Consider the following 21,298-nt stretch of genomic DNA (forward strand, 5'->3'; position numbering starts at 1 on the left):
AGCAATGGTTGAATTACAGTGCAGCGTTGATTGAAGGTTTGACCGTGCGAGCTAGCGGCAGGCAATGCGGAATAGACAAAAACACCAGTTTTCGTTGGCGCCATCGGTTCCTGACTTTGCCGGCGGCTACTAAAGCCAACCACTTGCAAGGAATCATTGAGGCGGATGAGACCTTTTTTCCCTCTTCCTGCAAAGGTCAACGTCACCTGAATCGTCCACCGCGTAAACGCGGTAAGCAAATCCATGTACGTGGAACAGGCAAAGATCAGGTGCCGGTGCTGGTAGTACGCGACCGCTCTGGTGCAACAGCAGATTTCATGTTGAATGCGCTTGATAAGAAGACAATTGAGCCTCCTTTGCGGGCTATCCTGGCAAAAGATGCCATTTTCTGTAGTGATGGCGCTGCCGTCTACCGGTCTGTGGCTCATAGCCTCGGAATTACCCATCACCCCGTCAATCTCTCTGCTGGAATTCGAGTCATTGCTGGTGTTTACCATATCCAGAATGTTAATGCCTACGACAGCAGACTTAAACAGTGGATGAAAAGATTTCATGGGGTCGCAACCAAATACCTGGAAAGGTACCTAGGCTGGCGTAGATGGCTGGAACGTTGGGGTGGGCACAACTCGCCAATCATTGGTCTCCAGGCCGCTCTCGGACGAGAAAATCAGTTTCAACTATTAATGCAGACATAGCCTTTTATTTTATCGAAAGAGCTTCAGGCGGCCGCTCGGTTATGCAGTAAGTACTGTCGGAGTAGGTGAATTTTTCCGTCTGGCTTGAGCCTCGACGATACGGCTGTAGTTCTCCAGTAGGGAGACGTTGCGGTGGCTTGGATAAAACTCACGGATGTTAGCGAGGGTCTTCGAGGTCAGTGCGGTGAGCGCAGGAGCGGTCTCGCCGCGTGAAGCAATGGCACAACGAAAACAGATCAAGATCGAGACCAACGTCAGTTGCTGGGCCAAGGTCAGTTCTTCGAACACTACTGCATCGATGGCGACAACCACCTGTTCAGCCGCCTGATTTATCGATGGCGCTGGTGAGGGTGCGGCGATTATCTCCTTAATCAGCAGCATCGCGCAACGAGATACTACGTCAGCGGGTGCGTATATTTCCAGTCTGGCGCGGGCGCTTGCCAGGTCTCCTTCACCAATTTCGATTAACGCTGCACTCAATGGATAATCGCCCAGGCGTTCCTTACTCTTGATGATCTCTAACGTCTCAAGTGGGTCGATGTGCCCGCTCACGAGACCAAAAGAAAAAGACAAAGACAAGAACATCACGAGAGTAGTGTCACTGACATTATTGTCGAGAACGAAATTGATCATCTGAGCTGTGCTTAGATTGCTCTCGGGGATGAGCATCAACTGGCCGATGACATCCATAAAGATCAAATCTGCGTCCTCTGGCAGGTCGTTACGCGCATGCGCCCAACGCATTTTCTTCACCGCCGCATTGAGATTGCCACGGTGTGCGGTAAGCAAAGCATCCAGTTGTGCCGTTTCGTCATCGTAATTTTTGATCTTGGCAAGTGTGGTTCGTGCTTCCTCGGCGCAGCCACCGATTAGCAACCTGCGCGCGATTAATTTTAAGTCTTCGTCGGTTTGCTCCCATGAATTGAACGGTAACAGCATGCGTACAATGTTGAGGTAGACCAGGCCGGAGCAAAGCATCTCGAACGCCTGTAGCGCTGTTACTTGCGCCAAAGTTTGTAGCATGTTGACAGCGATCTGCGACAACTCGATATTAAATACCTGCATGAGTTCTTGTATGAGCGCGCGAAGCTCCGAAATCGATAGTACGTTGACGAGCGCGTCTTTGAAACCACCTAGGCCAAGTAAAGACGTTCCGGCTTGTATGCCGACGAATTGCACCAACACGGCAAACGCAAAAGTGTCGATACACAGGTAGATGGCGAAAAAAATACGCGGGTCACCAGGCGTGCGACGCATTGAGGCCTTCAGGTCGTGCGGGAAGATCAGCATTGCGAAATGACGCGCGAACAGACTGACAGCGAGCAAGCAGAATAAGGTGAGTGCGATCGGCTCGGCGGTGCGTTCGTTGACCGAGAACCACAGAACGGTGAATGGCAGCAACGCGAATAAAGCTGCGCTTACCAAGTAAAAAACGTAGAAAAGTGTCGTAGGCCGGTATCTACGCGGAATCAATTGCCCGACCGAGTTGCGTCGCAAGAGCGGTCGGCCAGCAAGCGATATGATAGCTTGGCGCGGCCACAACAGTGCTTCCGCAAGGATCAGTAGCATAGCGGAGAAGCGTCGGCGCAGACGGGTGAGCGTTGGATCCGCTCGCAGATGGGCATTGGCAAAATTTGCTAGCATGGTATTCCATGCGCTTGCCCGCTCTGACTCGGAAAATGCATCGCGGCTGTAGCGTGCGACCAGGGCACCGCTCACAAGTAGATAGACTGTTAACAGTATTGTACGGGGCCAGTAGTAAGCAAACGTGGCTAAGAGCAATAGCACAATCAGCACGATGATCACTCGTATCATAACAATCAAAATGGAAACCCGCGCTCTCATTTATAAGTCACATACCTCTGGCAAAGCCGGGGTTGCGGTGGGGTAGGCTATTTCAGGTGGGTCAGTTCGCATGCCAATAATGGTTCTGTCGCATTAAGCGTTTTTTATCCAATTCTCTCATTGATTTCATAGAAGAGAAATTGCCAAGAATTGCTTAATGCGACAGAGCCAAGAATACTAAGATCCATTATAAATGTCTGCCGTGATCCATGCTTTCGTGCAAAATTCGCATAATAAAAATTATTTGACCGATAATACGAAAAAAAATGACATGTCGCCCTGATTTACGGCCTTTGATAACTTTTGGAACGCCATAACGAGATTTTCCAGTATCTGGATCATTGGCTATGTTTACTATTGTTTTATAGAGCCCTTCTGTGTACTTAGTGGACTGTTCTTCACCCCATTTTGTGAAAGTATAAGCTGCAATAGCTCCTAAGTCGTCTCGCGCAGGATCGGTGATAATAAGTTCGTAATTATTGGGTGATGACATCTGTGTTTACAACTATCTCACTGTTTTTTGCTTTTGATATTCCATCCTGTATTACTTGATCGAATAATGCACGGGTAAATGGTTGTGTCTGACCTTCTTGTATCGCTCTCTCCCCAGCCTCTAAAGCAGCAAGCAAGCGGTTTTGTTCACTTTCCCTTTGTTTGCGTACAGTATCGCGTATAGCCTCGGACAAGCTACTATAATAGCCATTCTCAACTTTGTTACGAAGGTAGGCTTCATCTATTTCAGCAAAAGATACTTTCATCATGGTAATTTCTCCAAGTTATATACCCTGATCTTACCCCATAACGGGTAATTTGAGCACTATTTTTTGAGAAAAATTAGTAAAATTTCAGGTTCTGTCGCATTAAGAAAACTGACCTAATAGTCTTGTAGACTATTATGATTGAGATAAATGGTTAGATTACATGCTTGATGTGAAAGGAATGCGGTTTCCGCTTGAGATAATTCTGGTTTGTGTCCGCTGGTACGCAGCGTACCCGTTAAGTTGCCGGCATCTGGAAGAGATGATGGAAGAGCGTGCTGTTACGGTTGACCATTCTACAGTGAGCCGTTGGGTGGTCCGGTTTCTACCATTGCTGGAAAAGATTTTCAGAAAGTATAAGCGCCCGGTTGGTGGGAGCTGGCGGATGGACGAGACTTATATCAAGGTCAAAGGCGTTTGGAAATACCTCTATCGCGCTGTGGACAGGGATGGTAAAACGATCGACTTTCTATTAACGGCCAAGCGCGATAAGGGCGCGGCTAAACGCTTTTTTGACAAAGCCATGCAAGCCAGTGACATTCCTGAAAAGATCACGATGGATAAAAATGGCGCGAATAAAGCAGCGATTGATGAGATCAATGCCAACAGGGAGATATCCATGATGGTTCGTCAGGTAAAATATCTCAATAATATTGTGGAACAAGACCATCGAGCAGTGAAACGAATAACAAAACCAATGCTCGGATTCAAATCTTTTCAATCAGCTAAAAACATCTTGACTGGCATCGAACTCATGCACATGATTCGCAAAGGTCAGATGATGATGGAGGGAGCGGACAAGATGTCTTTTGCTGAGCAATTTTATGCGTTAGCAGAATAAATCCGTCTAGTGACAGAAGCCGGTACATCTGCTCTCTTGAAATATGCATTTTTATAGTTAATGCGACAGAACCCGAATCGAAATGTTCGCAGTCTTTTAAAACAGAATCTCAGACTGAACGCGGTTTTTCAACAGCTTATTAAAGGTGGCGTGTTCCATGCGTGATATCTTCGTCTGTTATTCAAGGAAAGATCTTGCGATTGCTGATAGATTGATCCAGCACTTGCATGAGGCAGGCTGGACTGTTTTTATCGACAGGCAAATCCATGTTGGACACCGTTGGCATCATGACATCGAAAAGGAGTTGCATGCTGCTAAAGCTGTTGTGGTGCTATGGTCCGTCAGTTCGCGTGAGAGCGATTTCGTACTTGAAGAAGCTGAATATGGAAAACGTAACAATCTTCTGTTTCCTATTTATATTGAGCAAGTAGAGCCACCGTACGGTTTCAGTCGCATTCAGACCGCAGATCTGACAGGTTGGAGAAACGGCACTGATAATTCAGGTCTAACAAAGCTCATTGAAGCATTGCGGCAACACCTGAATAAAACCGCATCACCCTTACCAATTGGAGAAAACCCTTACAAAGGGTTGGCGGTATTCAAAGAAGAAGATGCAGAACGCTTCTTTGGACGCGATGAAGAAATCGAGAAGTTTCTTCGCCAATTTCTGAGCCTGACGACACCACTGAATGACCAGACGCCAGTACGCATATTACCTGTTCTCGGTCCTTCAGGTAGCGGCAAATCCTCATTAGTGCAGGCTGGTCTGCTGCCACGTATTCGTAAAGTAATTGGTGATGCAGAAAATGGCACACTCACTACTCTAGTATTTTCACCGCGCAGCCGCCCACTTCGTCAATTAACAATAGAACTGGCACGTTTAAGTCTGGAAGGAAAGAACAGAGCAACATGTATCAATGACTACGAGATTCTACTGAAGCAAACGTCAAATGGACGATTTTGTGGGTTGCTAAACATAGTCGATGCAATAATCTCCGGTGCGCCGGCAGAAGCTAATCAACATTTTTTATTAGTTGTTGATCAATTTGAAGAACTTTATACGCTAACAGATCGTTATTCTGATCAGGAATCAATCGATACCGAGTCGGATATCTTTGTAGCCAATCTATTGGAGGCTGCGAGCGACCGGGAAGGCCGAATAGCAGTAATTATCACATTGCGTAGTGACTTCTTTGAACAACTCACACACCGGCACAAAACACTGGCTAGTATTTGTGCCGAACAAAAATCACTGGTCGGTCCGCCGACCGAGAAAGGACTGCGACAGGCTATTTCCGTACCTGCTGCACGCGCTGGTTCACCTTTAAGTGATATTGTCATTGATCAATTAGTAGCACAAACACTTGATCGTGATGGTGCGTTGCCACTGCTGCAAGTAACATTGAGCGCCATCTGGGAGGGCATGAAACAGGGCACGCAACCTGAAGAAACACTGCACAAACTTGGTGGGGTTGGTGGCGCTTTACATGAACAGGCTGAAAATTTGTTCATGGCGCTGAATGAAACAGAACAAAATCTGGCTCGGCATGCACTACTGGCGATGGTGCAGATTGGGGAAAACACACCGGATACACGCAAGCGAATTCAGATCGATGAACTGATTGCTGACAGTGACGACCCGGTTCATCTTGAAAAAGTATTGCTCCATTTGGCGGGAACCACCATTAATCCGGCCAGCCATATAACCGAGTTACGCCTGATCACCCTATCAGGTGATGAAGACGGCGTGCGCCACGCCGAAATCGTGCATGAAGCCCTGTTGCAACGTTGGAACCGTTTACGTGAATGGATTGAATCCAATCGTGACAATCTGCGAATTCGAGAACGAATTCGGGAGCGTATGCGGTTGTGGCAAGAAAATAATAATCGCAATGACCGTCTATTGCCACGAGGCAGTGAATTGGAAGATGGTCGCAAATTGCTGCACGTGGCCAAAGATATTCCAGTTGCAGATATTAAACCATATATACAGCGCTCACTTGCACACCAGCAACGTAACACACAAGTTCGAGCAGGAATCTTTGTGAGTGTAATTGTTGTACTTGCTGCTTTTCTAGGTTGGGCACTCATGTCTGAGCAAGAAGCACAACAGAATTTACTGACGGCTAATTTCAACTCAGCCAAATTTTATGAAGAAAGGGCGTTGGATGCACTTGCCAAAGCACAGGAAAGTGGCAATAGTGAAAGTTATCGTTCAGCTTGGTTATATGCATCAGAAGCAGCTTTACTCGATATACCGGTTGATAAACAAGCGCTTTCTAGTGAAACTTTAGGTTCATTGTTGCTGGGAAATTTAACACGTGATGCATTTAACGAATACTGGACATCACCTGTATTATATTTTTATCCTAGCTTGCGCAGGATTGCCTATAGCCCGGATGGGCGTTGGCTGGCTGCGGGACAAAGTTCAAAGCTGTATGTGAGCAAAATATCACAACTTTTACTATGGGAGGTTGCCAGTGGCCGCTTGGTTCATCGAATCGATGCTCACAATGAAAATATTAATGGTTTGGCATTCTCTCCGGACAGCCACAAACTAGCCTCAGCTTCCAGTGATGGGAGTGTTCGCCTCTGGGGTACAAAACAAGGAGACTTATTACATACACTCGAAGGTGGCACGAATCAATTTTTTGATATCAAATTCTATCCAGATAATAAACATCTAGCAGTTGCTTCATCACAAGGAATATCAATTTGGAAACCTGATGCAGAAGTGGCTGATATAACAACACTTAAGTTGCTAGAGGCAGGTATGTCTGAAAAAATTGAGATAGATTCGTCACAAAAGTGGCTGGCGGCAATAACTGATAACAAGGCACATCTCTATGCAAGAGAAACTGGCGATGTGACTCACATGCCTCGCGGTGAAAGGGGTGGAGTTAAAATGTTTGACATTGGTTTTGGTCCGCAGGAACATATGCTTGCAACTGCAGAAGGCCCCAATGTACATATTTGGGACATTGAAACCCGTAAACATTTGCGAACCTTTTCTCATGATCAAGGCATCTATGGTCTGGCATTTAGTCCTGATAAAGGAATTATGGCTACCGGTGGATATAAAGGCGATATAAATTTATGGAATCCTCATAACGGTCAACGACTGGCCACATTGAGCGAACATATTCGAGGTATTAATGATATTGCGTTCAGTCCTGATGGTAGTATCCTTGCCTCGGTTTCTAACAATAATGGTTTACGCTTGTGGGATGTAAGATCCAATGCACAAATTCAGCCAGATGAAGGTCACAGCGATATTATATCCAGCATTGCGGTTAGTCCTAATGGCAGTTTGATTGCTACAGGATCGTACGATAAATCAGTGCGTCTTTGGAGTACAGCTAAAGGTAAGTTGGTTTCTATTTTTAATAAGCATAAAAGCGCAATTACTCAAATTGACTTTAGCCCGGATAGTAATAGTTTGGCTACTGGTTCTTATGATGGAACGGTAATACTATGGAATATTGCAAATAATCAGCTGTCGCATGTATTTACGACCCCTGACAACCAGGTTATTTCAAGTATTTCATTTAGCTTGGATGGTAAAACACTTGCTGCCAGTAGCGGGGAAATGGTTTATATATGGGCTACTAAGAGCGGCAAACTAATGTATAAACTTAAAAGTAATCACGGCGAAATTCAGATTGAATACAACGCAGAAAATAATAAGCTTAATGCTGCTAGCATTGAAAACGAAACCGTACATTTCTGGAATGTGACATCAAAAAATCGTATCCAAACGTTCAAAGGTCATAAAGTTCCAAAAGACTCGGGAACATATTTGGCATTTGATCCAACTGATCAGTTTTTTGCTATAGGAGTTGGCAGCCTGAGTAGAGATTTCGTGTTATATGTCTGGAATATAGCAAGCGGAAATCTATTACACACATTACCGTTGGATACTATTGATCTTCACGGTTCTTTAAATATCGTATTCAGTCCAGATGGGCAATGGATTGTACTATCAAATGGATATAGATTATATTTTGTTGAGACTGCTAGTGGCAAGCTTAATCGTATTGTTGATACAAATTGTCCTATAACTGCACTAACATTTACAACGGATGGCCTGAGTCTCGCATTAGGATGTTCCGACAAGACAGTACGCTTAATTAATGCTGCATCCGGTGCACCTATACTCGCATTTAAAGAACCGCTAACTAGTTTTGTTAGAAAGATTAGCTACAGTTCAGATGGAAAATGGCTAGCATTGGGAGATCAGGGAAAAACTGTAGGTATCTGGAATATCAGCACTGGTCGTCTTGTTCGAAAACTTCCTGTTCATGGTTATTATGAGGACTTAGCGTTTCATCCCACACAGCCTTGGCTAGCGGTCGGTTCAGTAACACAAACCATCGGCGTCTGGAATGTTACTAGCGGTGAACTTAAACAACGCTTTATTGGTAATGGTTTCGCTTCTCGGGATAACTGTATTGTCAGTTCAGATAGTCAGCTTGTAGCAATTCCTACACCGGACAATAAGTCGGTACGGTTGTGGGACATACAAGAGGGTGTGTTACGTCACACCTTGGATCAGGGTGAAATTATTAGCTCTGCTTTTAGTCCAGATACTCAAACAATCGCAATTGCTTCTGACGACATGACAGTGCGATTATGGAATGTTAAAAACGGATATCCTGGTTTAACGATCGCGAATGAGAAAGTTGTTTCTCAGATGGGTTTCAGTCCAGATGGTCGCACGCTGTTAACAATGGATGGAGAAAAAACGGCCCTTTGGGATGTCGGCACCGGTCATCTGAAACATATACTTAAGCAAGATAACATGCGAGGTATAAGTCAGTTTAGTTTCAGGCCTGACAGTAAACAAGTTGCTGTGTCGACGGGCGTTAGCCCTGCAACCATGAATTTATGGGACACTGCTTCCGGTAATAAAATAGATTCATTTGAGGCAGGTTTCATTACTGCGTTATCTTTTTTTCCTGATTCACCATTATTGGCAATTTTTGACAATGGACCATTACGGATATTGAATACCCAAACAAAAGAATGGATAAAACCGGAAAAGGCACTGAGTGCAATGGCTTTAAACATATCAAATAAATTGTCAGGTCGCTTTGCTCTGCCAAATTTTAATAAAGGGATCTTGCTTTTTGATGAAAAAGGTAACGCCACATCAAGTGGTAGTGTAGGTGCACTTAGCACGGGCAATCAAATGTTGGCGAGCAGTGATGATAATAACGATTCTTTACAAATCAGTGACCTAAATACTGACCAGGTCATTCAGGAAATCAAGACTCAAAACGCCACTCTTAAGTGTCTGGTGTTTACACCTGATGGAGAACAGCTGATTGCTCAATATCTTGGATATTCATTACATTTGTGGGATATCGAAACAGGGCAGTTACTTAATGACACAATTGAAGCGGGTGGCCACTCCCATACTGCAAGGCCCGAAGATATTGTTTTTAGTCCAGATGGCCGATTATTAGCCTCACGAGGCTTGGAAAATAAATCGATTCAGTTGTGGAGTATCCAAGAGGGGGTGATAAAACACCAGCTTATTGGCCACAAAGACAACGTAACCAGTCTGGCCTTTAGCCCTAATAACCAACTGCTGGCATCGGGCGGATATGAGTCCATAAAAATATGGAATGTAAAAAATGGAAGGCTTGTTGGCACTTTATTGACCGAGAGTAAAGACCCAGTCCGCAGATTGACATTTAATTCCGAAGGCACCATATTGGCCTCGAGTAACGAATTTCAAGAAAGTGAAGTACGTCTGTGGGATGTACATACACTTTCTCTTCGGCTTGTGATAAAGGACAACAGTTCCCCAGTGTTCAGTCCCAATAATGATTTACTTGCTACTAATACCGAAAAAAAGGGAGTTAATCTATGGGACACTGGAAATGGCAAGCTCAAGTATAATTTTCCTGATGTTCATATAATGAAAGATAAGACTGAAGGGGTTTTCAGTTCAGATGGTAGAATTATCGCAACAAAATATGGCAATTCTATTCTAGCATTATGGGATGTAAAAACCGGTCACAAACTGCATGAACTACAAGGATCGAACCCTTTTAGTTTTGCTCCAGATGGACGAACATTTACAGCTGGAATTTTTGAAAATGGACAACTCGACTCTGGCGTGTTTGTTTGGCCACTTGATATGCGTCTTCTGGATTTGTTCACGGCTAAGGACAAACAACAGCGCGCCATTCTACACCATATGAAGCAAGGAGTAGAATTATTATGGCAACGTAAGGTGGATGGTTCTAATATCATCGAAAGCCCCCGACAGCCAAGGCTATATACGCATAATGACTATTTCTTCGAACATGAAGATCGCATCCGTCCATTGCTAGACCCGCCCAGCTTAGGTCAGAGCAAGTTTGATCAGGTTTATGAATGGGCTGCTGAGCAGGCAAGATTAAAATAATAAGCCCTGTTATTTGGTTCTGTCGCATTATCAGAAAAAACATGCGGCTTGATCGATTTATTCGGCATTTCCGAGAAAATAATCGCACTTGAAGAACAACAATAATCTGCAAAAAAGACCTGGTAAAAAAGCAAAAAAAGTCCTATTAACCCTCATCAAATATATATATTGAAAAGCTATCTCTGTTGCAAAAAATAAAAAAACAGCTATATTACATTTTTCATCTAACTCTTTTTCAACATCTTTTAAATTTATTTTTTATCGAAAATAAATTTTTTCAATAGCGCCTGAACCAGTACTTTTAAATCTCAGCAAAGGGGATTCTACTCGACCATAAAAAATGAAATTTAAAGACTTGTTAAACGTTACTTTATTGAACAATAGACGGGCCATTTATTTAATAGGTATGGTAGTTTTACTCCTCACCATTCTTATGCTTTCATCCTGCTTTCCAAAAAAAACTTCCTTGCCCCTTTCGCTTGAGGAACAATTAGAACAGCTCGAAAGAATACAATCTCAATATGAGGATGATATCTTAGACATCCCTGGAGTGCTAGGCATCGGCATCGGCCGATCTGAGAACGGCCTCCACTTCAGCGTCTTTATTGATAAATCTGAACCGGCTCCCGCACTACCGAAGATAATCGGCGGCATTCCTGTCTGGGTGCTGCTCAGAGACCCAATCCAGCTTTTAGACGGATTCCCGCCCTGCGGAGCTGCGGGAACTGCTGAATGTCACGCTGACCGACAGCCCTTGCCTGTGGAGATGGGGAATTCTGGAGGGTGGAATAGTTCTTCAGCACCAATAGCTTGCAGTCTTGGGTTCAAGGCTTGCGATCTCGGCACTCAGAAAATAGTGTTTGTAACTAATTCACACTGCAACCAGTCTATAACAACCTGCGAGATGGCGCCAATGGGTAGTACTTGGGTACACCCTGGTCTAGGGGACGTAAACTCAGGTTCATGTATAACCGATGGCTTATGCGATGTGATCGGTAAAGTTTCAGGGCATGCACCGCTATCATGTAATTCGAACAGCAACTTGGCAGACGCGACTAAAATAGAGAGTTCTTCAGAGCAAACCTTTTTTATATTTCGCGACATTGGCTTTTCCGGCGGGGAAGGTTCTCCAATGATTGGAGACCCTGTGCGTAAAAGTGGCCGCACAACTGGTGACACTCGCGGAACGATTGTGCATATGAATGTGTCCAGGAAGTATGCTACTGGTTGCTGCGACGACATCACGATGAAGGGTTTAATTGAGTGGGTAACTACTGACGGAACAGTAATGAGGGGTGGTGACTCAGGCTCTGCGCTTCTAAGCGATAGGCCGGCCCAGGGGGGTGGGAATGTGCCTTTTTATAACATTGTGGGTCTGAACTTTGCAGTCGCCGAATCTACTGACAATAACGATGGCAACACACTACATAACTATGCAAATCATATAAAACACGTGTTGGCAGCCCTCAATCTCTCCTTGGATGTCTCGAGCTGTTTACAGGATTGTTTATTTACGTCAATGGCTAATACTTTGTCCGATCCAGAAATAGCTGTTTCTCTGGGCCATAAGTTTCGCGAACAGGTTCTGGAGAAGTCTTCTCGGGGTCAGCAATATAAAAACATCTATTACCAAATCACGGATGAAGCTGTACGCATTGCTGCCACCAACCCAAAACTTCTTTTACGCACAGCCAAAGTTTTTCAAAGCCAGAGACCATTGTTCAATGCCATGTTGGAAGGCTTGTCTGTGGAAATTAATCACGCCGATCTTGAAGTAATAGATGATCTGCTCAAGAGATATCAGAAGTATGGTAGTCCCCATTTGCAAATAGCCTTAGATGTTCTTCGAAAAGACCTTTATGATGATAAAGTATTAGCTGAATTTAATGTAAAAATTGAATACTATTAGCCGATAATGGGGGCAAGGGTTCTGTCGCATTAACGAAAGAAAGCTGATATCTGGTTAATTTTATCAAGTGTACAATTGGTCTTGACGCGATTATCTTGCCAACGCATAAAATTGCTCAGCAAAAGACATCTTGTCCGCTCCCTCCATAATCATCTGACCTTTGCGAATCATGTGCGCTAGTTCGATGCCAGCTAAGATGTTTTTAGCTGATTGAAACGATTTGAATCCAAGCATTGGTTTTGTTATTCGTTTCACTGCTCGATGGTCTTGTTCCACGATATTGTTGAGGTATTTGACCTGCCTAACGACAATGGAAGTATCATTATTCTTGATGATCTCATCAATCGCCGCTTTATTGGTGCCACTCTTATCCATCGTGACTTTTTCAGGAATGTCATTGTCTTGCACGGCTTTGTCAAAAAAGCGTTTAGCCTCCGCCTGGCTCTGTTGCAAAAAATATCTTTGGCCAGGGATAAGTATCTGATATATTGGATTACGCTGTGTAAGTATAGAATTGTCTTTCAATAAGACGAATTTCTCCTACAAGACCTTGTCCGCGTGCCCATGCATTCATTTGTCCTTTCTTAAACATGCGCATGATTTCAAACCCCTTGATCGTTGCATAGGCAGTCTCTAAGGATTTAAATCCACGTACAGGATTTATCAAGCGTTTGAGTTTGCCGTGATCGGCTTCGACAATATTGTTCAGATATTCCACCTGCCGGTTTACCGTATATTTTAGGCATTTTTCTTCCATTTTCAGTTCCTCAATGACGGAACCAAAAGCTAGCGCTTTGTCTGTATTGATCGTCATTGGATGTGCTCATGGTTTTATGGACTTGAGCGCTTTGCTGAGGAACCGCTTAGCCACCTTAGCACTGCGTGTAGACGACAAATAAAACTTAATTGTGTGACCGCACTTGTCGACAATCCTGAATAAATACGTCCATTTTCCTTTAACTTTTACATAAGTCTCATCTACTCGCCAGAGTTATTGTCAAAATCAGGGTTCCTTGCATTGATCTAGCCGAACCAATCTAGGCCAACGATCATGTATCCAGGCATATTCTGGCGATGTGCTGACTGTTACCACATAAACGGTTCTGTCGCATTAAGAAAACTGACCTCATAGTCTTGTAGACTATTATGATTGAGATAAATGGATAGATTACATGCTTGATGTGAAAGGAATGCGGTTTCCGCTTGAGATAATTCTGGTTTGTGTGCGCTGGTACGCAGCGTACCCGTTAAGTTGCCGGCACCTGGAATAAATGATGGAGGAGCGTGGTGTATCTGTGGATCATTCAACAGTGAGCCGTTGGGCGATCCGATTTTTACCATTACTGGAAAAGATTTTCAGAAAGTACAAGCGCCCGGTTGGTGGAAGCTGGCGAATGGACGAGACTTATATCAAGGTCAAAGGCGTTTGGAAATACTTCTACCGCGCTGTGGACAGGGATGGTAAAACGATCGACTTTCTATTAACGGCCAAACGCGATAAGGCCGCTGCCAAACGCTTCTTTGACAAAGCCATGCAAGCCAATGGCGTTCCTGAAAAGGTCACGATGGATAAGAGTGGCGCCAATAAAGCAGCGATTGATGAGATCAATGCTAGCAGGGACATACCCATGGTGGTTCGTCAGGTCAAATATCTCAATAATATTGTGGAACAAGACCATCGGGCAGTGAAACGAATAACAAAGCCAATGCTCGGGTTCAAATCTTTTCAGTCAGCTAAAAGTATCTTGGCTGGCATAGAATTAATGCATATGATTCGCAAAGGACAGATGATGATGGAAGAAACTGACGAGATGTCTTTTGCTGAACAATTTTATGCTCTAGCAAGATAATTACGTCAAGACCAACTGTACACTCGATAAAATCAAGAAAATATCAGCTTTCTTTCGTTAATGCGACAGAACCGGACACTACCGCCCTACCCTTTTTATCCCTCAAAACACCCATAAAACTGTTCCGTTTTGTTGTCTCATAAATCAATGTCCCTTAAACTCATTGAGTGCGCTAATAAATAAGACAATTATCAAATAAGACTTGCATTACCCATTTAAAACATATACAGTAATGTATATGAAACAAGATTCTATGGTGCGCACACAGGTCTATCTATCCAAGGAACAAGAGCAAGCTCTCAAGTCCCTTGCCCTCACCTCTGGAACTCGCCAAAGCGAGCTTATTCGTGAGGCGGTTGATTTATTGCTTTCAGAAAAAAACGCATTGCAAGGCCAGTGGAAGCAAGCCTTGCATGACATGAAAGGCATGTGGTCGGATGATGAAGACGCTGAGCAGCGTATGCAAACCATTCGCCAGGAGTTTGATCGTTAGGAATGGCACATTACCTTATAGATACCTGCATCTTAATTGATTTCTTCCGTGGCAATGAAAAGGCTGCGCAGTTTTTGGAAGGATTGGAGACCCCTCCTTTCCTGTCAGCCCTCACCGTTGCTGAACTATATGCAGGTGTTCGAGAAGGCAAGGAACGCACCTTGCTTGATAATCTGGTGCAGCATTTTCCTGTGATCCCTTTAAATGATGAAGCAGCTATTAAAGGCGGCCTATATCGGCGGCAGTATGGAAAAAGTCATGGTGTTGGAATTGTTGACGCGCTACTTGCTTCTTCTGCTGAATGCAAAAACCTTGTCCTTGCCACATGTAATGTGAAACATTTTCCCATGATGGAGAGTGTGTATTGTCCTTATTAAGAAAAGAAGAAACAGGCGCACTCTACGGTTATGCGCGAGTCAGTACAGGCGATCAGGACTTGGCCTTGCAACTTGATGCCTTAAAAAATGAAGGTTGTAATAATAAGAATATCTTTACCGATAAAATTTCTGGCGCAACATCTCAGCGCGTTGGCCTTGATGCCTGCCTATTCCAATTAAAAAAAGGAGATACCCTTCTCGTCTGGAGACTGGACCGGCTTGGTCGTTCTATGCCTCATTTGGTAAGCCTCGTTGAAGAATTGCGACAGCGTGGTATTGGGTTTCGTTCTATCTGTGACGGTGCTATTGATACCACCACAGCAAGTGGTGAGCTGGTATTCAATATTTTCTCATCCCTTGCCCAGTTTGAGCGGCGGCTTATTCAGGAGCGCACACGCGCAGGGCTTGAAGCTGCCAGAGCCAGAGGAAGAACAGGTGGCCGCAAGCCATTAGACCCTAATAATCCTCGTGTAAAAATGGCCAAAACTTTGCATGAAGATAAAGGACTGGATGTGAAAGAAATCTGCAAACAGATGCAGATTTCACGCAGTACGTTCTATATCTATAGATTGGTACATGTAAAGGATGCTGCGAAGATTATAGTGGACCCCTCCGTCAAGACAATAATGCATCGAGTTTAAGAGGGTAACCTTCTTCAGGCTCTGTCGCATTAAGCAATTCTTGGCAATTTTCCTTCAATGCAATCAATGAGGGATTTTGACAAAAAACGCATAATGCGACAGAGCCCTTAATTCTCTAGGACGCCTTGCTACTCACCGCTCAGGCACCTTGCTTATTTCGACTTCGATGGCTTGTCAACTGGAGTAATGGAAGGCACTAATAACAAAATCCAATCGTTGCATAAAATGGCTTATGGCTTCAGAGATATCGAATTTTTTAAACTGAAAATTATAACGCCACATGAAACTAAATATGTGTTGGTCGGTTGAACACAGAAGCACGCACTTTCCGGATGAACCAAAAAATTAATATTTTATAGCTCATGGTTATCATGATAACCAGTTATAGTTATACCTCATTTTTATATGCTCTCCACATAACATTGTCTGACCCTTTGTGCAATACCACACTGCTGACCATGGCGCCAACCAGCCGTCATAGCCTGATGGACCCCATGCCCTCCGCTGTTGCAGTGAAGTCAACTCCTGACGTTTAATGCAGCCGTCTTCTGAAAATGACGCTTTCCGACGCGCTCGGAAATCTCACGTTGTGTAAAGCGGCTTCGTGCCTGCTTCAGAAGTTCAAGTGATTGGGCGTGACTCATTTTGTCCTCACTGAGTATATTTACGGACGTTATGACCTATGTTATTCCCTATTTCCAGGAATATTTGTGATCGGTGTGTCAGCTTGAGCTATACCCTAACCTGATTACAGCTGCGGAGGGCATTGGGACCATCAGTTACTGATATATCAGTAACTGCCGAGAAATACTCGATAGTTCGCCGTTCTAATCCATAATCGCTACGCAAGGGTATTAATACTGCATCAAGGATAGATTTTTCTTGTTGAATAGAAGTCAATGACGTACAATAAAGCGATGAAAGTGAGGCCCATTACCGTTGTCGAGCTTCCCTCATTCCTGAATCTGTCCAGGCTGGTCTGGACTGACGGCGAACGGGCAGAATTAATTGATTATGTCGCACGGAATCCGGAAAGTGGAGATCTCATACCCGGAACGGGTGGTGTTCGAAAACTGCGATGGAGCAGAGCGGGTATTGGTAAACGTGGTGGTGCACGTGTGGTTTATTTTTATTGCCATGCTGACGCCCCGATTTATATGTTGCTGGCCTATGCCAAGGCCGTAAGCACAGACTTGACCCTGGATCAGAAGCAACAGGTGAGAAAGTTGACCGTACTGCTGAAAGAACGGCATAGTGTAAAAGGAGATTGAAATGGGAACGAATTTTGGCGACGATTTGATTGAGAGTATGAACCAGGCAGTAGATTACGCAAAAGGACAATCAAAAGCGACGCAGGTGCATGTAGTAGAAGTACCTGATGTACGTAGCCTGCGTGAACGGCTCAAAATGTCGCAACAAACCTTTGCTTCAACATATCGTATTCCTCTGGCAACGCTCAAGGGTTGGGAACAAGGACGGCGTCAGCCTGACGCAACCGTAGCTGCGTATCTGAGTGTCATTGAAAAATTACCAGTAGAGACGCAGGTTGCACTCGAAAGCTAGAAGGCATCCATCCTGTAGATCAGGAGATTAAGCTTGAACAAAAAAAAGCAAAGGAAAAAGTGACTCAGAAATGCATGCTTACTGGTGCAATAATATTGGATTACATTGAGAATAAAGGCGAGTTTTCAGAGCAGATTCTTAATATCCTGGGTCCACGTCTCGAATCAGAAAGCTAGAAAGAACTACTTGGGATTAAAGCGCAGCCGGAAACAAGCGATGCCAGTACGATAGAATCATAAAGAATCTGAATACCCCCGGTCAGGCAGTTTCAAGCACTCGTATTTCGATACGAAGGCCGGCGGCGGTCGCCATGTTCACCAGTGCATCAAGGCCGAATAGATCGATTTTGCCGCGCTTCAGGTCAGAGACACGTGGCTGAGTCACGCCCAAGAGTTTGGCTGCCTGCATCTGGCTCATTTCAGTCCGCGTAAGGTGGTTTTTCAGGGCCGTCATCAGGACGGAACGCAGCTTCATGTTTTCCGCTTCTTCCGGGGTGGCCTCGATGGTATCCCAGACGCTGGCAAATTGTTCGTTGCTCATTGGTCTAGTTCCTTCAATAAATCTCGATAACGCTTGGTGGCCAAGTCCAGATCAGTCTTGCTTGTCTTCTCGGTCTTTTTCTGGAAGCAGTGAAGCACATAGACAGCATCAGCAAACCTGGCAACGTAGATAACCCGAAACGCCCCGGCTGCATACTCTGACTCGGATCTCCTTTACCCCTCGACCCACGGTACCTATAGGCTTTCAGTCGTCCGGGTCCTGGCCGCACTGCACCTGGTCAAGTTGATGGCCAGCCTCACGCCTGTATTATACAAAATATTGTATAATATGGTAAGTGATTTTCGTGAGCCCTTACAATTAAGGTTTAACGCTATTTGCCGTTAACCGTTTTTTTAGCCTCCACACCGCTGAGCCCGCTCTTATTGGGTTTGTTGCGACATAAAAGTCATGGCTGTTAAATGATACAAGGAGTGATCGATCATGGCGATGAATCGAATTCAATTTCAATCTGGACTGTCGATGCTGGAATTTCTCAAGGGCTTTGGTACGGAGGTGCAGTGCGAGCTAGCGCTGGAGGTTGCCCGTTGGTCGGATGGGTTTCACTGTCCACGCTGTAACGGTACTGCTTACTATGCCATACGTGATGGTATACGCAAGGTTTTTCAATGCAGAGCCTGCCGACATCAGGCCTCATTGATTGCCGGGACAGTTTTTCAGGGCACTAAACTACCGTTGACCGTCTGGTTTTTGGCAATTTATCTGGTTAGTCAGGCCAAGACCGGTTTGTCATCCCTGGCGCTCAAGCGCCAGCTGGGAGTGAGCTATCCTACGGCATGGTTGATACATCACAAACTGATGCAGGCGATGGCTAATCGTGAGGAGCGCTATGTCCTGGATGGCAGAATCCAGGTCGATGATGCTTATCTTGGTGGAGAGCGTGCGGGAGGAAAAGCGGGCAGAGGTTCAGAGAATAAGGTACCCATTGTTGCCGCTGTGTCTCTGACTGAGGATGATCACCCTTTGCGCGTGAGGCTTACCCCAGTCTCGGGATTTACGCTAAAGGCAATTTCAGCCTGGGCAAAGGATTGTCTGGCACCCGGCAGCACGGTGTTCTCGGATGCCTTGGCCTGCTTTGGTGCCGTCACCAAAATTGGCTGTAGCCACCATTTTACAGTTATCGCCGGACGCAAACCAAAGGAGACTCCCGAGTTCCGGTGGATCAACACTATCCTCGGCAATCTCAAGACCAGCTTGTCGGGTTGTTACCATGCTTTCAACTTCCGCAAGTATGCCGCTCGCTATCTTGCCGCCTTCAGTTACCGATTCAACCGGCGTTTTGATCTTTGCTCACTGCACGAACGATTGCTGATCGCCGCTGCTTCGACCGCTCCGCAGCCCTTGCACTCTATTCGAATGGCTGACGTTCGTTGCTAATCAGAAAGCAATTTATCTGACGATCGGCGTTAATATGGAAGGCCATAAAGAAATCCTGAGTCTATTGGTTGCTGAGGCCGAGGGTGCCAAATTCTGGCTCAACGTTGTCACTGAACTCAAGAACCGTGGCGTGTAGGGTAACTTTGTCACCTGCGTTGATGGTTTAAAGAGCTTCTCTGAAGTGATTGAAACGGTCTATCCATAATGCAATTCTATATCGTGCACATGGTGCGTAACAGTCTCAACTACGCCGGATTGAATAAACGCAAGGAAGTAGTTGCTGATTTACGCTTGATCTACAGCGCCGCCACGATTGATGAGGCTGAGCAAGCGCTAGCAGACTTTGAAGATAAATGGAACAAGGCTTATCCACCAATTTCCCTATCTTGGCGCAATAATTGGCAGCGCATCATTCCATTCTTTGACTACCCGCCTGAGATACGGCGCATCATTTATACAACCAATACGATTGAATCAGTCAATATGAGTCTACGCAAAGTCAGCAAAATCCGGGGATCGTTTCCTAACGATGACGCCGTGATCAAATTGTTCTATTTGGCGCTCAGCAATATAGTCAAAAGATGGTCTAGGCCAATAAGAGATTGGAAACCTGCACTAAACAGGTTTACTATTCAGTTTAACGAAAGAATGCCCAGGCAATATTAACCACCATTTACACAAAATCTAGGACACCCTCAGACTTAATGAAAATTGGCTTGTAAATTGACAGTAGCCGATAGGGTTTGGTAATTTCTAAACGGCTCGTTGGATCTGCGCTTCTCGTAATTAAATATGACACTCGTATTGATGCTGTCCAATAAATGGTAGCTTAAGTTAAGACCGACATTACCAACATCATCTTTGCGTTGATTAGAATCAGCATTACCGATGCCAGATTTTCCCAGGAATTGTTGATGTTGGTACCCTATGGGCAATGTCAAGTAAATTTTCGGGCTAAATTGCCAAGAAATATCAAGCCATACACCCTGATTTAGCAAAAAGTCAGATGCTAGGTCAACAAATTGTTCAATTTCGCGCCTTGTAGACAGCTTTAACCGCGTTTTGTCGGTGAGTCGCCAATTTAAATTAAACACCCCGATTACGTCGGAAAAATCCCGAGCACTAAAATGTTGGTAGTTTTGATGCGTGTAGCCGATTAATCCACCAATATCCGTTTTACTGCTGATAAGCCAATTCCAAGTAACAGCATAGTTCATTCGGGTATAAGTATTATCAAAGGTACTCCCGGCCGTTAATACCCGATTTGGAAATTTGCCGTCGGTTGCGATTGTCTGTAATCCCAAAGAACTACCGGTGGGGCTTAAATACTGCAAATTGATTTTGGCATTATTTTCAATGTTGGTATTAAATCGCCGACTGTTATCGTCAAACTTGCTTTCCGTTCTAAACAGATCAAACTTGATTCTCCCATTGGGATGGAACAGATAACCAGCACTGACAAAAAAATTCTGTTGATTCCGTAAATTGTTTACTAGCCTATTTAAAAAGTTGAAATTAGCTAATTCTTGAATATTGGCATAACTGATTTCGCCACTTAGTTTACTCCCGGTTTTCCAGTTCCAATTAGCCTCAGTATTCCAGCCAAGATAATTTAGGCTATTAAAATTTTGAAACCAGTTCTCGTTTACGTTTGCCTTGATGATGAAATGCTGCCTACTAATTCTCCAGTCCATATTAAATCCAGCTGCAATTTGTTTGAGAAACTCACTTTTGTGATTTTTGTCACTAAAATTATCCGAACCAATATTATTAGGCGCTCTCAAGAAATTACTGTCATATAGCAACATGGAAGCAACATAAGGCTTAAAGGAATCATCTGACGTAGCGTAGCTATTTTCTGGCATTTCCCCTATCAGGAAAATAAAGCACAACAATAAGCACCGATTCTTTGATGTAATTTTTTTATACCCATATTGAAAACAATCAAAATTTAGCAACACTGTTATCAGAGC

General features: G+C 44.4%; 17 protein-coding genes and 4 pseudogenes. 13 read left to right on the plus strand and 8 right to left on the minus strand.

Annotated features, from left to right (window positions below):
- The coding region (locus NSMM_RS12975; RefSeq protein WP_090285594.1) for an IS1595 family transposase at nucleotides 1-695 on the plus strand (695 nt) is incomplete at its 5' end.
- 39 nt (nucleotides 696-734) lie between these two features.
- Here NSMM_RS12975 and NSMM_RS12980 read toward each other — a convergent pair.
- The 3 genes from NSMM_RS12980 to NSMM_RS12990 all read right to left on the minus strand — a co-directional run bounded on the left by NSMM_RS12980 (nucleotide 735) and on the right by NSMM_RS12990 (nucleotide 3,301).
- Complete coding sequence (locus NSMM_RS12980) at nucleotides 735-2,510, minus strand: hypothetical protein (RefSeq protein ID WP_090288066.1); 1,776 nt, start codon at nucleotides 2,508-2,510, stop codon at nucleotides 735-737.
- A 217-nt stretch (nucleotides 2,511-2,727) separates the two neighbouring features.
- The gene (locus NSMM_RS12985) at nucleotides 2,728-3,033 is read right to left on the minus strand and encodes a type II toxin-antitoxin system RelE/ParE family toxin (RefSeq protein WP_090288068.1); all 306 of its coding nucleotides are present in this window, start codon (nucleotides 3,031-3,033) and stop codon (nucleotides 2,728-2,730) included.
- The gene (locus NSMM_RS12990) at nucleotides 3,017-3,301 is read right to left on the minus strand and encodes a ribbon-helix-helix domain-containing protein (protein ID WP_090288069.1); all 285 of its coding nucleotides are present in this window, start codon (nucleotides 3,299-3,301) and stop codon (nucleotides 3,017-3,019) included. Before NSMM_RS12990 ends, NSMM_RS12985 begins: the two co-directional genes overlap by 17 nt.
- A gap of 160 nt (nucleotides 3,302-3,461) precedes the next feature.
- On the opposite strand from NSMM_RS12990, the gene NSMM_RS12995 reads away from it, so the two are divergent.
- The 3 genes from NSMM_RS12995 (at nucleotide 3,462) to NSMM_RS13005 (ending at nucleotide 12,466) form a co-directional block, all read left to right on the plus strand.
- The gene (locus tag NSMM_RS12995; RefSeq protein WP_090288071.1) at nucleotides 3,462-4,139 is read left to right on the plus strand and encodes an IS6 family transposase; all 678 of its coding nucleotides are present in this window, start codon (nucleotides 3,462-3,464) and stop codon (nucleotides 4,137-4,139) included.
- Nucleotides 4,140-4,296: 157 nt separating this feature from the next.
- Nucleotides 4,297-10,557 (plus strand): nSTAND1 domain-containing NTPase, encoded by a 6,261-nt coding sequence (locus NSMM_RS13000; protein ID WP_090288074.1) that lies wholly within the window; start codon nucleotides 4,297-4,299, stop codon nucleotides 10,555-10,557.
- Between the two features lie 340 nt (nucleotides 10,558-10,897).
- Nucleotides 10,898-12,466, plus strand: coding sequence for a chymotrypsin family serine protease (locus NSMM_RS13005; RefSeq protein WP_090288075.1), 1,569 nt, complete (start codon nucleotides 10,898-10,900; stop codon nucleotides 12,464-12,466).
- A 90-nt stretch (nucleotides 12,467-12,556) separates the two neighbouring features.
- Here NSMM_RS13005 and NSMM_RS13010 read toward each other — a convergent pair whose 3' ends face one another.
- Both NSMM_RS13010 and NSMM_RS16620 read right to left on the minus strand, forming a co-directional pair.
- The gene (locus tag NSMM_RS13010) at nucleotides 12,557-12,991 is read right to left on the minus strand and encodes a DDE-type integrase/transposase/recombinase (protein WP_218121134.1); all 435 of its coding nucleotides are present in this window, start codon (nucleotides 12,989-12,991) and stop codon (nucleotides 12,557-12,559) included.
- A pseudogene (locus tag NSMM_RS16620) lies at nucleotides 12,960-13,454 on the minus strand (IS6 family transposase); the annotation flags it as partial. The gene NSMM_RS13010 and the pseudogene NSMM_RS16620, both read right to left, overlap by 32 nt.
- A gap of 184 nt (nucleotides 13,455-13,638) precedes the next feature.
- Here NSMM_RS16620 and NSMM_RS13025 point away from each other — a divergent pair.
- The 7 genes and pseudogenes from NSMM_RS13025 to nadS all read left to right on the plus strand — a co-directional run bounded on the left by NSMM_RS13025 (nucleotide 13,639) and on the right by nadS (nucleotide 17,390).
- Nucleotides 13,639-14,316, plus strand: a pseudogene (locus NSMM_RS13025) (IS6 family transposase).
- Nucleotides 14,317-14,554: 238 nt separating this feature from the next.
- Nucleotides 14,555-14,809, plus strand: coding sequence for a ribbon-helix-helix domain-containing protein (locus NSMM_RS13030; protein ID WP_176753975.1), 255 nt, complete (start codon nucleotides 14,555-14,557; stop codon nucleotides 14,807-14,809).
- 2 nt (nucleotides 14,810-14,811) lie between these two features.
- Nucleotides 14,812-15,186: a type II toxin-antitoxin system VapC family toxin gene (locus tag NSMM_RS13035; RefSeq protein ID WP_090288080.1), complete on the plus strand. Its 375-nt coding sequence runs from the start codon at nucleotides 14,812-14,814 to the stop codon at nucleotides 15,184-15,186.
- Nucleotides 15,174-15,827: a recombinase family protein gene (locus tag NSMM_RS13040; RefSeq protein ID WP_090288082.1), complete on the plus strand. Its 654-nt coding sequence runs from the start codon at nucleotides 15,174-15,176 to the stop codon at nucleotides 15,825-15,827. Before NSMM_RS13035 ends, NSMM_RS13040 begins: the two co-directional genes overlap by 13 nt.
- Before the next feature lie 159 nt (nucleotides 15,828-15,986).
- Nucleotides 15,987-16,136 (plus strand): annotated as a pseudogene (locus NSMM_RS13045) (transposase); the annotation flags it as partial.
- Nucleotides 16,137-16,726: 590 nt separating this feature from the next.
- Nucleotides 16,727-17,098 carry a type II toxin-antitoxin system RelE/ParE family toxin gene (locus NSMM_RS13050; protein WP_218121135.1) on the plus strand — a complete coding sequence of 124 codons (372 nt, stop codon included), beginning with the start codon at nucleotides 16,727-16,729 and terminating at the stop codon, nucleotides 17,096-17,098.
- Nucleotide 17,099: 1 nt separating this feature from the next.
- Nucleotides 17,100-17,390: a NadS family protein gene (nadS, locus tag NSMM_RS13055; protein ID WP_090288086.1), complete on the plus strand. Its 291-nt coding sequence runs from the start codon at nucleotides 17,100-17,102 to the stop codon at nucleotides 17,388-17,390.
- Nucleotides 17,391-17,648: 258 nt separating this feature from the next.
- On the opposite strand, the gene NSMM_RS13060 is transcribed toward nadS, so the two are convergent.
- Together NSMM_RS13060 and NSMM_RS16625 are read right to left on the minus strand one after the other, a co-directional pair.
- The gene (locus NSMM_RS13060; protein WP_090288087.1) at nucleotides 17,649-17,930 is read right to left on the minus strand and encodes a helix-turn-helix domain-containing protein; all 282 of its coding nucleotides are present in this window, start codon (nucleotides 17,928-17,930) and stop codon (nucleotides 17,649-17,651) included.
- The gene (locus NSMM_RS16625; RefSeq protein WP_245654808.1) at nucleotides 17,927-18,028 is read right to left on the minus strand and encodes a type II toxin-antitoxin system RelE/ParE family toxin; all 102 of its coding nucleotides are present in this window, start codon (nucleotides 18,026-18,028) and stop codon (nucleotides 17,927-17,929) included. The genes NSMM_RS13060 and NSMM_RS16625 overlap by 4 nt, the downstream gene beginning before the upstream one ends.
- Before the next feature lie 343 nt (nucleotides 18,029-18,371).
- Here NSMM_RS16625 and NSMM_RS13070 point away from each other — a divergent pair, with 343 nt between their 5' ends.
- Together NSMM_RS13070 and NSMM_RS13075 are read left to right on the plus strand one after the other, a co-directional pair.
- Nucleotides 18,372-19,325, plus strand: a complete 954-nt coding sequence (locus NSMM_RS13070) for an IS1595 family transposase (RefSeq protein ID WP_090288089.1) — start codon at nucleotides 18,372-18,374, stop codon at nucleotides 19,323-19,325.
- A gap of 4 nt (nucleotides 19,326-19,329) precedes the next feature.
- Nucleotides 19,330-19,991, plus strand: a pseudogene (locus tag NSMM_RS13075) (IS256 family transposase); the annotation flags it as partial.
- A 35-nt stretch (nucleotides 19,992-20,026) separates the two neighbouring features.
- Here the strand turns inward: NSMM_RS13075 and epsL are convergent.
- Complete coding sequence (gene epsL, locus NSMM_RS13080) at nucleotides 20,027-21,190, minus strand: XrtB/PEP-CTERM-associated polysaccharide biosynthesis outer membrane protein EpsL (RefSeq protein ID WP_090288091.1); 1,164 nt, start codon at nucleotides 21,188-21,190, stop codon at nucleotides 20,027-20,029.
- Between the last annotated feature and the right edge of the window lie 108 nt (nucleotides 21,191-21,298).

Origin of the sequence: Nitrosomonas mobilis (genome assembly GCF_900103035.1) — a bacterium.
Classification (GTDB): domain Bacteria; phylum Pseudomonadota; class Gammaproteobacteria; order Burkholderiales; family Nitrosomonadaceae; genus Nitrosomonas; species Nitrosomonas mobilis.

Coding starts and splice junctions, on each gene's coding strand:
- NSMM_RS13030 (WP_176753975.1), top strand. CDS start 14,555: ATGAAACAAGATTCTATGGTGCGCACACAGGTCTATCTATCCAAGGAA.
- NSMM_RS13035 (WP_090288080.1), top strand. CDS start 14,812: ATGGCACATTACCTTATAGATACCTGCATCTTAATTGATTTCTTCCGT.
- NSMM_RS13000 (WP_090288074.1), top strand. CDS start 4,297: ATGCGTGATATCTTCGTCTGTTATTCAAGGAAAGATCTTGCGATTGCT.
- NSMM_RS12995 (WP_090288071.1), top strand. CDS start 3,462: ATGCTTGATGTGAAAGGAATGCGGTTTCCGCTTGAGATAATTCTGGTT.
- NSMM_RS13070 (WP_090288089.1), top strand. CDS start 18,372: ATGGCGATGAATCGAATTCAATTTCAATCTGGACTGTCGATGCTGGAA.
- epsL (WP_090288091.1), bottom strand. CDS start 21,190: ATGCCAGAAAATAGCTACGCTACGTCAGATGATTCCTTTAAGCCTTAT.
- nadS (WP_090288086.1), top strand. CDS start 17,100: ATGGGAACGAATTTTGGCGACGATTTGATTGAGAGTATGAACCAGGCA.
- NSMM_RS12990 (WP_090288069.1), bottom strand. CDS start 3,301: ATGATGAAAGTATCTTTTGCTGAAATAGATGAAGCCTACCTTCGTAAC.
- NSMM_RS13005 (WP_090288075.1), top strand. CDS start 10,898: ATGAAATTTAAAGACTTGTTAAACGTTACTTTATTGAACAATAGACGG.
- NSMM_RS13060 (WP_090288087.1), bottom strand. CDS start 17,930: ATGAGCAACGAACAATTTGCCAGCGTCTGGGATACCATCGAGGCCACC.
- NSMM_RS13050 (WP_218121135.1), top strand. CDS start 16,727: ATGACGTACAATAAAGCGATGAAAGTGAGGCCCATTACCGTTGTCGAG.
- NSMM_RS12985 (WP_090288068.1), bottom strand. CDS start 3,033: ATGTCATCACCCAATAATTACGAACTTATTATCACCGATCCTGCGCGA.
- NSMM_RS12980 (WP_090288066.1), bottom strand. CDS start 2,510: ATGATACGAGTGATCATCGTGCTGATTGTGCTATTGCTCTTAGCCACG.